Source organism: Lysinibacillus sp. NPDC097287 (genome assembly GCF_044761695.1).
In the GTDB taxonomy this organism is placed as follows: Bacteria; Bacillota; Bacilli; order Bacillales_A; family Planococcaceae; genus Lysinibacillus.
The window spans coordinates 61,951-74,823 of record NZ_JBIWCX010000013.1 but is presented as its reverse complement, the minus strand read 5'-3'; the positions used below and the strand labels follow the sequence as shown (position 1 = coordinate 74,823).

Here is a 12,873-nt window from a genome sequence, read left to right as displayed (position 1 = left end):
CACGACAATAAAAGCTGTCATGACTTTTCTTCTTATAGACCACCTAAATAAGCTGCTTTTACTTGTTCACTTTCTTGTAGTTCCTTCGCTGTTCCTGACAATACGATACGCCCGGTTTCTAATACATATGCTCGGTTAGCAACTGATAATGCCATATTTGCATTTTGCTCTACTAACAACACTGTTGTACCTTCTTTGTTAATCTGCTCAATAATATTGAAAATATTTTTTACCATTAATGGAGCTAACCCCATTGAAGGTTCATCCATCAATAATAGCTTTGGCTTTGCCATTAACGCACGGCCCATCGCTAGCATTTGCTGTTCCCCACCAGATAGTGTGCCTGACTGTTGTTTACGACGTTCTTCTAAGCGTGGGAATAACTCAAATACACGATTCATATCATTTTTAATGCCTGCTTTATCATTACGAAGATATGCACCTAAATCTAAGTTTTCTTCTACTGACATATTGGCAAACACACGGCGCCCCTCTGGTACATGTGAAATACCTGATTTTACGATGGATTGTGCAGCCTTACCAGCAATCGAAAACCCTTCATATTCAATAATGCCGCCTTTTGGTTTTAGTAAACCTGATAATGTCTTTAGCAATGTGCTTTTACCTGCACCGTTCGCACCAATTAACGTTACAATTTCACCCTCATTTACTTCTAAAGAGAGGCCCTTTAATGCTTGGATGTTCCCGTAGAATACATCGATATCTTGTACTTTTAGCATTAGCCGATAACCTCCTCACCTAGGTAAGCTTCAATTACCTTTGGGTTGTTGCGAATTTCCTCTGGCGTACCATCAGCAATGAGTTGCCCATGGTCGAGTACGTAAATACGTTCACAAATCCCCATGACTAAACTCATATCATGCTCAATAAGAAGGATTGTTAAGCCGAACTCTTTACGGATAAATGCGATTAATTCCATTAGATCATGTGTTTCCTGCGGGTTCATCCCAGCAGCCGGTTCGTCCAGTAACAACAATTTGGGATTTGCAGCAAGGGCACGTGCAATTTCTAAGCGACGTTGCATCCCATATGGTAGATTTTTAGATAGCTCATCTTTATAAACATCTAAGCCAAATATTTTTAAAAACGCAATCGATTGTTGCTCCATTTCTGCTTCGCCCTTGAAGTGATTTGGTAAGCGGAAAATCGATGCCCACATTGAGTGCCTCGCAAGCGAGTGATTCGCTACTTTTACATTATCTAAAACAGATAGCTCTTTAAACAGACGAATATTTTGAAACGTACGACTAATCCCTTTTTGCGTTACTTGATATGGCGCTAAACCATTTAGTTTTTTACCATCGAACATTATTGTGCCTTCAGTTGGTGTATAGACCCCCGTTAGCATATTAAAACTTGTTGTTTTACCTGCACCATTTGGTCCGATAAGTCCAACTAATTCACCACTATTCAGGTACAGATTAACGCCCTGTACCGCCTTTAAACCACCAAACTGAATACCCATGTTTTCGACGTTTAGAAGAAGGTTACTAGTCACTATTTTGTACCTCCTTTTTTACCAAACTTGAATAAACTCGTAATTTCTTTCGTGCCCATTAAGCCAGCTGGACGGTACAGCATTACGATAATTAGCACTAAACTGTAAATAATCATACGTGTTTCTGGGAAGTTTGCTAGATATGTTGAAACGATTGTTAAGAAAACTGCCGCAATAACAGAACCAGAAAGACTACCTAAACCACCCAATACTACATAAATTAAAATATCAAATGATTTTAAGAAACCAAAAGTCGTCGGTTGGATAATATAGAAGTTATGAGCAAAGATTGCCCCTGCTAAACCAGCAAAGAATGACCCAATCGCGAATGCTACTACTTTATAGTACGTTGTATTTATGCCCATTGCATCTGCTGCAATTTCATCTTCACGAATCGAGATACATGCACGTCCATGGCGCGAATTTGTGAAGTTTGATATCACAATAATAGTTAATACTACGCCTATGAATGCATATGTCCAAGTCGATAAATACTTCACTTGCATCCCCGCTGCGCCACCTACGTAATCTGTGTTTAAGATCACAATACGAATAATTTCGGCAAATCCTAGTGTCGCAATTGCTAAATAATCCCCTTTTAAACGTAGTGTTGGAATACCTACAATTAAACCAGCAACTGCAGCTGCCAGTGCCCCTAATAAAATGGCTAACGGGAACGGCAACATTAATTTTGTCGTAATAATTGCCGAAACATAAGCCCCTACAGCTAGGAAACCGGCGTGCCCGATAGAGAATTGACCGGTAACGCCAATAACAATGTGCAAACTTACCGCTAACATAATGTTAATACACATGGTGATTAACATATTTTTGTAATACATATCAATAGCGCCTGTTGTGATTAACGCCTGAACCACTGCATAGATGACTAGCGCTAATACGGCATAGCCCCAGAAAATTTTAGACTTTTTCATCATTACCGCTCACCTACACTTTCTCGCGGGCGTTTTTACCGAAGATACCCGATGGTTTGAAGATTAAAATTAAAATCAAGATAACGAATGCCGCTGCATCGCGCCATAAAGAAAAACCAAGTGCACTTACAACCGACTCCACGACACCCAGTAGCATACCGCCGACCATAGCACCTGGAATAATTCCAATTCCACCAAGAACAGCTGCAATAAATGCTTTAACTCCTGGAATGACACCCATTAACGGATCGATTTTTGTATAGTACACACCGAAGATTACGCCAGCTGCACCAGCTAAAGCCGAACCAATAGCGAATGTAGCTGAAATTGTATTATCTACGTTTATTCCCATTAGCTTCGCTGCGTCTGCATCGTGTGATACTGCACGCATCGCCTTACCAATTTTTGTTTTATGTACGATGAATTGTAAAAGAATCATCAGTACAATAGCTACCGATAAAATTAAAATCGATGTACTACTGATTTGAACACCAAACACATCAAACGACTTATTTTTGATAACTTCAGGAAATGCCGCTGGTTGCGCGCCTCTAAAGAAAATTGTTGTGTATTCAATTAATAGCGATACCCCAATTGCAGTAATAAGAGCCGCAATACGAGTTGCATTACGTAAACGTTTATAAGCAATACGTTCAATTAACACACCGAATATCGCACAAATTGCCATTGCTAATAAGAGCGCTGGAAAGAAACCTAGTTCCCATTTAGCAATAGCGTAAAAGCCAATAAATGACCCAATCATAAACACATCACCGTGGGCAAAGTTAATAAGCTTAATAATTCCGTATACCATCGTATACCCTAACGCTATTAACGCATAAATACTACCTAGTGAGATACCATTCACAAGTTGTTGTATCCATTCCATGAACATTCACTCCTTTTTAATTTATTTTTAGAAATACAAAAACGGGACATATTTCTACATATGCTATTGCAGAAAAACAAGTGTCCCTCGTAAACAAGTATTTTCGATTCCTTCTGTTAGAATCTATGCTCGTATCTAGTAACCTATTTGCTCTATATACAACATTGAAAAAAGGAGGCGAGTTTGTCCGCCTCCTTTGCCCATGAAAATTAAGGATTTATTTTAGAGTTGAACACTTGTTTACCGTCTTTAAATTCAAGAACTGATGCAGATTTAATTGGATTGTGATTTTTGTCAACTGAGAATGTACCAGTTACTAATGCTAGATTTTCTGTTTCTTCTAAAGCTTTTTTAATTGCTTCACCGTCAGTAGAACCTGCGCGTTTAATTGCATCTGCAATATAATAAATACTGTCATAACCGAGTGCGTTAAATGCATCTGGAGATTTATCACCATTCGCTTTTTTGAACGCTGTTACAAAATCTTGAATTTTTTGCTCAGGATCTTCTGAAGAATAGTGGTTTGTAATGAATGTATTATTTAATGCATCCGGACCAGCTAATTCTACTAGAGTTGGAGAATCCCATCCGTCAGCACCCATAAGTGGTACCGTAATACCAAGTTCACGTGCTTGTTTAACGATTAGACCTACTTCTTCGTAATAACCCGGGATGAAGATGAAATCTGGATTTGCTGCCTTAATACGAGTCAATTGTGTACGGAAGTCTGCATCTTTTGCTACATAAGCATCCTCCGCAACTACTTTGCCACCATTTTTAGTAATTGTTTCATTAAAAGCAGCTGCTAAACCTTTAGCATAGTCAGAAGCATTATCAGCAAAAATAGCTACGTTTTTAGCACCCAATTCAGCACTTGCAAAGTTCGCAGCTACGGTCCCTTGGAAAGGATCGATAAAGCACGTGCGGAATGCATACTCATTTACTGAGCCATCATCATTCACTGTGATGTTTGGTGCTGTACCTGAGCCTGTAACAATCGGTATTTTATATTGATTAGCAATTTGTACTGTTGCTACTGTATTACCAGAAGTAGCTGGAGCCAGCATTGCTACTACTTTATCTTTTTCTGCTAACTTGATAGCTGCCGATGTTGCCTCAGCGTTTTCTGATTTGTTGTCTACTTTAATAAATTCGATTTTTTTACCATCGATACCGCCAGCATCATTGATTTCTTTAATCGCTAACTCAGCACCGAGTGCAATTGAAGAACCATATGAAGCTACGCTACCCGAAAGTTCTAAGTTTCCTCCGATTTTAATTGTATCTCCGCCTGATGAAGTTGAATCACCACCTGATGATGAGCTATCTGAACCTGAATCCTCTCCGGCACCACAACCAGCTAATACACCAGCAAGAAGTGATGAAGCTACTAGAAGTGAACCAAACTTTTTAAGCTTTTTGCTCTCTCTCATAATTAATCCCCCTGAGTTTTCTCAAATTTTAGATATTTCTGATAATTATAAACAATTAAATCTATTTCCTCAATAGCTGAAGTAATATTTTATAACTACCTCTCTGGAAAATATAACAATAATTATTTGAACCTTTTACATTGTAAAACATTCTATATATTTAGTCTAGAGTGATTTTTCAGTATAATTAGTTTTTTGTGAATAGTCACTCATTTAGATGACTACATATTTAAATTCGTTATTCTTGTGCTTTAAGCATGTATTTCGAAATTTATCCTACTGTACTTCACACATCTTTTTTTTGAAAATTGATTGCCATTTGTCCTTCGGTTTTATTTACTACCCCCATCACAAGTATTTAAACAATATGATTTATTGAAATATTAAAGGGTATACCAATTTATTTTCCGCAAAATAAAAAAGCCTAGAGTACTAAGCTTTTTTCAATGTAAACACGCAGAGACGTTCATTTATATTCGTTTCGTCACGTAAGTAGATTTCATGTGCTAATTCAAAAGGGGTCCCGTATTCAAGAAATTGCAAATAGTCATGAGAAGGATAGTACAAAATTATATGAATTTCACGCATACTTTGCTCGTAAGACTTCCAAATATTATGGACAACCGTTCTGAAAATTTTAATGGAAAAGGGGTTAAAAAAGAAAAATACATTATCAACGGATTTAATCGCATATTCTTCGGCAATTACATGTTCAAAGGTAATGGATGCACCTTTATGTTTTTTTTGAACGTAATTTGTTTTATTGTGCTCCGCTTCCGCATGAAAACCGGCATCCATTTCTACACCAACTGTCGGAATATGAAATTTATCGTGTATATAAATTGGTACACGCCCTTTTCCGCACCCCATATCAACAAATACAGGGTTCATAGGTAACTCGTATTGCTCAAACAACTGCTCTAGTCCCGCATATGGCGTCGGTTCATAACGATGATAGTGGGCTAACTTTGGAAAACCATACTGCTCTCCTATTGTGTTTATATTTAAATACTTATCAAATTGTTGTTCATTCAAATATAGGACTCCCTCGGAAAATGAATGACTAATTTTAGCACGTGAAAAGGCAAAAACCATACCCAAAAGTTTGGATATGGCTTATTTTTTAACGACCGCGTCGATTAAATCGGAACACCCATATAAGTGCACACATTAAGACTAGTAGAGAAATGAGAATGGTGATTACCGTATTTTTATCAATTCCTGTAGACTGTACTGTTTGCTCACTAGATTGTCCCGGCATACCCTTTACACCATCATTTCGGTCAGGTGGTTGTATTTGGTTACCCTTCTCTCCACCTTGCTGTTCCCACCCTTGTGGCACTTGCGAAGGATCAAAATCCTCTGACAATTGACTTGGTTCAAAGTCAGATGGCATTTGTGGTGGATTATTATTCATCTCACCCGCTTGTTCACCATTTTCTTTTGAACCTCCTCCTTGTGAAGACGTATCAGCCTCTACAACAAGCTCACCAGACAATTGTTTTAAGATGGATGCTGAACGTTGTTTCGCAAACTCTGGTAGACTATTGTCCCCTTCCACTCCTTCTAAAAATTGCTCGGTTGTAGAGAATTTTGTAGGGTCAGCCTCAACATAAGTTGTTAACATCGCCGCTAAATTATTTGTAATATTCTGTACGTAGTCTTCTGTTAAATAGGTTGTAGCTAACTCTTCTAAATAACCTTCATAGATTTCACGATATTTATCATTTGAAAGCAATGCATTCAATAAAGGACGTTCTTCTAGAGTCGTGCCTGATACAGGGGTTGTAATACTAAAGTTGATAGCACTATCAGACATTAAGTTGCTCGACATGCCCATATCCATGCCACCACGTTGTGGGCGATTCTCATCATGCTGCTGTGTATCAGCATTAGTGGCTACATTTTCTTCTGCTACAGTATCTTTATTAGTATTTGTGTTAGCTTGCGTTTCTTCCTGTACAGGATTTTGATTTTGTTCAATCCCTGGTTTTTGAGCTGCGTCGCCATTCATTATAGGGGGTTGATCTCCTTCTCGTTGTGGATCCCCCTGTGGTATTTCCCCATTTAGTGGCGGTTTCATGTCTTGATTATTCATCAATGTATCAGTGGCCGTCTCGTCTGTATCGCTTGTGTCAGTAGCTGTATTTGCTTGTACTTGGTTTGGTCTACTACCCATTCCACCTCCACCAACACCGAATCCACCGAATGACATATTGTAATCCCATGGAATAATAGAGAATACACCACCATCCTCATACAAATAGTAATTGTGTTTCATATTGCCTTGATAACTGTCTAGATTCACAAGTGCCGTATTGACAGCGAAATAACGCAGCATTTCATCAACATCAATGTACTGTTCGAGATCGCCACCGTTATTGATAACATCTAGCATTTCTATCAGCTTAGAATCCTCTATATTATCCTCATTCGTTTTTAGTCCAATACCCGTGTAATCATCGATATTATCGCTAATATACTTCAAATCACTTCCTGTACCATCAGGCTTAAACAAGAAACCATCGTTGGAGCCGAAATTTTTAGCAAGGAATGTCTCATCGACAGCTTCAACGCCTAAGTACAATCCTCGTTCTTCACCATTTACTGTGACATACATATACGAGTGACTAGGGGTTGGGAGCCCCATTTTCTCCATTAACTCATACGAAATATACTCTCGCATTAACGTTGTATCACTATAGTTATTATTTAAGTTTAATTTTTTCAAGCCATATAAGCTTTGGCTATTATCATAGTAATCAAAGTCAATTTTCAAACTGTAACGATCTGAATCACTATTAACAACTGAACGAAGCGATAAGTTCCCCTTCGTACGAATTGCCACGTTTTCAATTCTTTTGCCATTCACTGTGACGTTTGCTTGTTTCAATTCCTCATCCGCTGCATTTGCCAGCATATCCGCCCAATCTTCCTCAGCTATTTCAATATCTACCGTTGTTACTTTGCTCTTATTAAAAACGAGTGTCTCATAGGAAAACTCATCATTTTTCATTTCAATATTTAGATTTGGGAGCACGGCTAACATCACGATAAAGAGTACGAGCAGAATCGCCGTACACGAATAGACAACTCGGTTTTTAATCATAATGTAGTTCCTCTTTTCTTCCTATTATTGAGAAGAGACCTGACGTACATCAGATCTCTTACTGTTTTGATTAAGCTGTAAAATTACCATCATAGCTAAGCATTACTGCTGATTTTACGCCAGGCACTTTTGTAATTGTGTCCATCACTTTTGCATCATTTTGTTTCACTCGAATTTCATAAGTCGATTCAATTTCATAGTCTTGAATGATTGATTTTGATTTTAAAGCATATTTTTTAGACTGCGCTGCAATGATGCGTTCTACTTCTTCACAAGCGATGTCCTCCTCAAATTTCACAACGAGTAAGTAAGGATTTTCAACCGTAATTTTGTTCACAAATACAAGTAATACTAAGCCAATTAGTACAGCTCCAATAATTACAAGAGGGATGAAACCAGCACCACAAAGGATACCCGAAACTATTGCCCAGAAAATATATACTAAATCCATTGGATCTTTAATCGGTGTACGGAAACGCACAATCGATAATGCCCCCACCATACCTAGTGATAATAGAACGTTTGAGCTAATCCCCATGATGACTAATGAAGTGGCCATTGTCATAATGAGTAATGAGATATTAAAAGAATGTGAGTAAATTACACCATTGAATGTTTTTTTGTATACTGCATAAATGAATAGCCCAATGAAAAAGGCTACGACTAACCCAATTAATGAGTCAGTTAGTGAAAACGAAGTTGTCTTTTCTAAGAAATTAGATTTAAAAATATCACTAAAATTTGTATTATTCATTGTCAATCTCTCCTTCTTTAGTACATAACTAGATTAGCCGTACATACGACTAAGTTGATATTTTGAATAAGCTTCTGCACGTGTATCCACTGATTGCAGTAAAAACTTAATGATGTCAGGTAAATACTCGTCATACTTTACTTCTAAAATGACGAGATTAGGCTCTAGTACATCAACCATTGGTAAGTTCTTATTGAACATGTCCGTATTTCGCATGCTCGATTGGACTTTACTGTCGAATGTGACACGTACGTTACCGTAGGGGTAGGTGTATGCCTCCCGCTCATAATCGACAACTGTCATTGGTTTCAACTGACTGTATTTCATTTCATGGAATAAATCCCGTATCAATGCACGTTCATCCGTTTCCATCCATGAAAAATCACCTATGCGCATCTGTTCAAATTCATTTTGTGTAATCGTACATTTTGATTTAAAAGTTAGGTTATTGCGTTTACTTTTTCGTTCTAAATTTATGACTGCAGCAGACTTCCCATAAATACGGACTCGGTATTTGTCACGATTTATATAACCTTCTTTTTTCTCATTCAATACTTTATTCTCAAAGTTATCGAAATACGTACTGCGAATTAAATACTTACCATTTATTCCTGCATTTCGATCAAGTTGCATCACATGCTGCAGCTTGCTTTTTAAAATGGCGTAGTCTGCATAGGAAATAGCTTGTTTTATTTCTTTCCGACCGTTGGGATTAAAAGAAGTTTGTATTGGCACCATAGTCACTCCTTATTTTGTTAATTTTGTCTCAATGTCATATTCGGCTTTTTTGTCAGTTACCCACGCTGCATACTCGTCATTCACACGAGATTCAAGTACCGCTTCATATACTTCTTCTTTCACATCTTCAAATACCGCTTCTTCCGCTGGTACTTTACCTGTTACTTTAATGATGTGATAGCCTTCTGGCGTTTGCACTACTTCGCTCACAGCATCTTTCTCAAGTGCAAACACAGCTTCTTCAAAGGCTTCATCCATTTGCCCTCGGCTGACATAGCCTAAATCACCGCCATCTTCTTTGGTTTCTGTATCGGCAGAATACTCTTTTGCTAATTCTGCAAAATCCTCACCTGCTTTTACTTTTGCTAAGACTTCTTTGGCAGTCGTCTCATCTTCAAGTAAAATATGGCTCGCTACAACTTGTTCTTCTTGCCCGTAATTATCTTTGTTGTTCTCGAAATACTCCTCTACTTCCTCATCAGTAATCTCAATGCTTGCTGCAATAACTTGCTTCGTTAATTGGTAGGTACGAATATTGTCTTTTAGCGCATCCTCTGTTAAACCATTTGCTTCAAGCACTTCATTTACTGAATCTACACCGCCGTATGCTTCTACAAATTCTTCATACTCAGCTTGGATGAGCTCATCCGAAACAGTAATATTTTGCTTCTTCGCTTCGAGCTCAACAATTTTATTGGTGATTAATGTGTCGAGCACCTCTGCACCGTATTGATTGCGTAATGTCTCATCAAGCTCTGTTTGTAAAATTTTTTCACCCTCTACTTTCGCTACATAATCATTACTATGTGAGCAACCAACTAGCAGAATCGATAACATGATCGGCAAGGCCATCACTAGGAAACTCCTTTTACACTTCAACATTTTTATATCTCCCTTCCTGAACGATGTAGCTTTATTTACATTGACTACTATAAAAGTCCAATGTGTCAGCCAGATGTCAACTTCACTTTTTCTTCAAGAAATTTTTACAAACAAAAAAAGAAGTATCTCAAAATCTTTGAGACACCTCTCTAATCGAGCAGAGCATACTACACAACCATGTTAAAGTGTAGTGTTCTTCAGTAGTTTAATTTCAAAGCATGTACCTGTTGAATTACTCTCCACTAAACGTAAATCGCCACCAATTGATTGGGCCATCATTTTACTTAGTGCCAAACCCAAACCAAGACCACGCACCGTATATTTTTTATTTTCCCCTCTATAGAAGCGTTCAAAAATAAAGGCTTGCTCAGCTTCTGGAATACCGCATCCTGTATCCTTAACCCACACGACCACATTATTAGCTGTCTGCGCTAATGTCACGATAATAGTCCCTTCTTGCATTGCTTGCTTAGCATTCGTTAAAAGGTTCGTCATAATTTGTTGCATCCGTACAACGTCAGCTTGTACTTTTACAGACGCATCAAGCAAATTTACTTGTACTTTCACAGTATCTTCATCTTGCATCACTTCCCAATGTGTCACCGCATCACGTACTAAACTATTTACATCTGTTATCACAAGATTTACAGGAATTGCATCAACTGCGAATGAGTTAAATGCTAGTAAATCACCGACCATTGTTTTCATTTTTGTCGTTTCTACAAGGGCCATCTGGACAAACTCTTTGGCATCATCACCTGTGACAACCCCGTCTCGTACAGCTTGTAATAGCCCACTAATTGATGTCACTGGTGTTTTCAATTCATGTGTCACACCTGCAAGAAGCTCCGTTCTTGTTTTTTCTAATAGCTGAAGCTTTGTTGCCATATCTCTAAACGAAGTCACCAACTCATATACTTCTTCTTCTTTTATAGTTTCAGGTAGGTCAATCTCATAATTACTTTCTTGCACCTGCCTCGCTGCAATAGCAACTTGTTTAATCGGCCGAGCTAATCGCTTCGATAAAAAATAAATGGCTCCCCAACCAAGGATCGCAAGTGTCCCAATTAGTAATGCCAATTGTCCATACTCTTGGTCTACCTTCGTTAAATTTTTCTTCGACTCTAAAACAAGAACCCACCCAATGATGACATCATCTTTTTCAATTTTCTTTTTCACAACATATTGAATAGATGCATCGTTGTCATCCACTTTAATTTTTGTTGTACCTTCTGTCCCATCCAGTAAACTCTCTAAATTTTTGTTACTCCCTGGTGGCATCGGACGATTGCTCGATAGTACGTTTCCTTCAGCATCTACTAGATACAAAATCGGGTCAATATCTTTCATACTAAAACGTTCACGTTTTCCGATAAACCCCGGAATACCATTACCCGGTTCATTCACATCCGTCAAACGATACACTGTTTCGTCTGCTAAAAACTCCATCATTTCAAGGCGATTTTCAAGTGCCGTATGGCGAATCCAAGCAGCTGAAATAAGCGAAATAATGGCAAGACCCACGAATAGTGTTAGTAGATAACGACTTGTCCAATAGTTGAGTAACGACACACGCTTATTTTTTGTGAACACTTAGCTGATACCCCAATCCACGTAAAGTTTTAATCTCACCTTCTGATTCATCCCAACCTGCCAATGCTTTACGTAGGCGCTTTACGGCTAAATCAACCGCCCGATCACTTCCGTCATATTCCCATCCCCAGACTTGTTCAATAAGCTGATCACGTGTGAATGTTTGATTTGGATGCTCAGCTAAAAACATTAGTACCGATAGATCCCTTGGCGTTAATACGATTTCCTCACCCGCAAGCAATACCCGGTGAGCTTGTATATCAATTTCAAGCTGACCAAATTGCTTCTTTACAGAAGTATCACTACTAGCTTCTGAACGCCGTAGTACAGCCTTCACTCTCGCCACTACCTCATCTGCAATAAAAGGTTTTGCAATATAATCATCTGCTCCTTGGTCAAATCCCTCTAGACGATAATTTACATCCCCTAATGCCGTCAGCATAATTACTGGACAAGTACTTTCCTCACGAATTTCTTGTAAAATCGCCCAGCCATTTTTCTCTGGTAGCATAATATCGAGCAACACTAAATCAGGCCGATGCTCTTTAAATAAGTTCATCGCTTGTCCACCGTTATAGCACTGTACAACGGTGAATCCTACTTTAATTAAATAAGCTTTTAAAACCTGACTAATCGCAAACTCATCTTCTACAATTAATATTTTTGTCATAAAGCCTTCCACCTCACAACTACGTACATTATTATAACTATCCAATTTTTGATTTATTATAGCATTCAATTACGTCCGTTTAATGTCAAGATAGCCTTTCTTCCTTGTACTTTTCTTAGTAGTTATGGACAACTCTTATTTGAGAGATAAAGCACGATAAATAAAAAATTATTTTGTTCCCGCTTAATTATATTTCTAAAAATCGGTCGATCGGTTATATTCTGTTTTTGTACACTTGCACGCCCTTCAGAAACATAAATATGACAGTAACAGCCTTCAAACCGGCTAATTGATGCCACTCATCTCCCATTCATGCAAATGCAAATTTTATATTTTATGATTAAATTCTAG

The 12,873-nt window shown here is 38.1% G+C and carries 12 protein-coding genes; all 12 read right to left on the bottom strand.

Features of this window, described 5'->3' with window-relative positions; genetic code table 11:
• Window positions 1–32: 32 nt before the first annotated feature.
• A complete protein-coding gene (locus ACIQ2D_RS16850) occupies window positions 33–740 on the bottom strand; it encodes an ABC transporter ATP-binding protein (protein ID WP_402866058.1) in 708 nt (235 codons plus the stop codon).
• On the bottom strand, window positions 740–1,519 hold the full coding sequence (locus ACIQ2D_RS16845; protein WP_402866056.1) for an ABC transporter ATP-binding protein: 780 nt from the start codon (window positions 1,517–1,519) through the stop codon (window positions 740–742). Before ACIQ2D_RS16845 ends, ACIQ2D_RS16850 begins: the two co-directional genes overlap by 1 nt.
• On the bottom strand, window positions 1,519–2,454 hold the full coding sequence (locus ACIQ2D_RS16840; RefSeq protein WP_402866054.1) for a branched-chain amino acid ABC transporter permease: 936 nt from the start codon (window positions 2,452–2,454) through the stop codon (window positions 1,519–1,521). The genes ACIQ2D_RS16845 and ACIQ2D_RS16840 overlap by 1 nt, the downstream gene beginning before the upstream one ends.
• A gap of 13 nt (window positions 2,455–2,467) precedes the next feature.
• Complete coding sequence (locus ACIQ2D_RS16835) at window positions 2,468–3,343, bottom strand: branched-chain amino acid ABC transporter permease (protein ID WP_402866052.1); 876 nt, start codon at window positions 3,341–3,343, stop codon at window positions 2,468–2,470.
• A gap of 209 nt (window positions 3,344–3,552) precedes the next feature.
• Window positions 3,553–4,776 carry an ABC transporter substrate-binding protein gene (locus ACIQ2D_RS16830; protein WP_402866050.1) on the bottom strand — a complete coding sequence of 408 codons (1,224 nt, stop codon included), beginning with the start codon at window positions 4,774–4,776 and terminating at the stop codon, window positions 3,553–3,555.
• A gap of 432 nt (window positions 4,777–5,208) precedes the next feature.
• The gene (locus tag ACIQ2D_RS16825) at window positions 5,209–5,811 is read right to left on the bottom strand and encodes a class I SAM-dependent methyltransferase (RefSeq protein ID WP_402866048.1); all 603 of its coding nucleotides are present in this window, start codon (window positions 5,809–5,811) and stop codon (window positions 5,209–5,211) included.
• An 88-nt stretch (window positions 5,812–5,899) separates the two neighbouring features.
• Window positions 5,900–7,885 carry a CotH kinase family protein gene (locus ACIQ2D_RS16820; protein ID WP_402866046.1) on the bottom strand — a complete coding sequence of 662 codons (1,986 nt, stop codon included), beginning with the start codon at window positions 7,883–7,885 and terminating at the stop codon, window positions 5,900–5,902.
• Between the two features lie 70 nt (window positions 7,886–7,955).
• Complete coding sequence (locus tag ACIQ2D_RS16815) at window positions 7,956–8,639, bottom strand: DUF4956 domain-containing protein (protein WP_402866044.1); 684 nt, start codon at window positions 8,637–8,639, stop codon at window positions 7,956–7,958.
• A 33-nt stretch (window positions 8,640–8,672) separates the two neighbouring features.
• Window positions 8,673–9,377 (bottom strand): polyphosphate polymerase domain-containing protein, encoded by a 705-nt coding sequence (locus tag ACIQ2D_RS16810; protein WP_402866042.1) that lies wholly within the window; start codon window positions 9,375–9,377, stop codon window positions 8,673–8,675.
• Window positions 9,378–9,386: 9 nt separating this feature from the next.
• The gene (locus ACIQ2D_RS16805; protein ID WP_402866040.1) at window positions 9,387–10,229 is read right to left on the bottom strand and encodes a peptidylprolyl isomerase; all 843 of its coding nucleotides are present in this window, start codon (window positions 10,227–10,229) and stop codon (window positions 9,387–9,389) included.
• Window positions 10,230–10,439: 210 nt separating this feature from the next.
• Window positions 10,440–11,852 (bottom strand): ATP-binding protein, encoded by a 1,413-nt coding sequence (locus ACIQ2D_RS16800; protein WP_402866038.1) that lies wholly within the window; start codon window positions 11,850–11,852, stop codon window positions 10,440–10,442.
• A complete protein-coding gene (locus tag ACIQ2D_RS16795; RefSeq protein WP_402866036.1) occupies window positions 11,836–12,522 on the bottom strand; it encodes a response regulator transcription factor in 687 nt (228 codons plus the stop codon). Before ACIQ2D_RS16795 ends, ACIQ2D_RS16800 begins: the two co-directional genes overlap by 17 nt.
• Window positions 12,523–12,873: the final 351 nt, after the last annotated feature.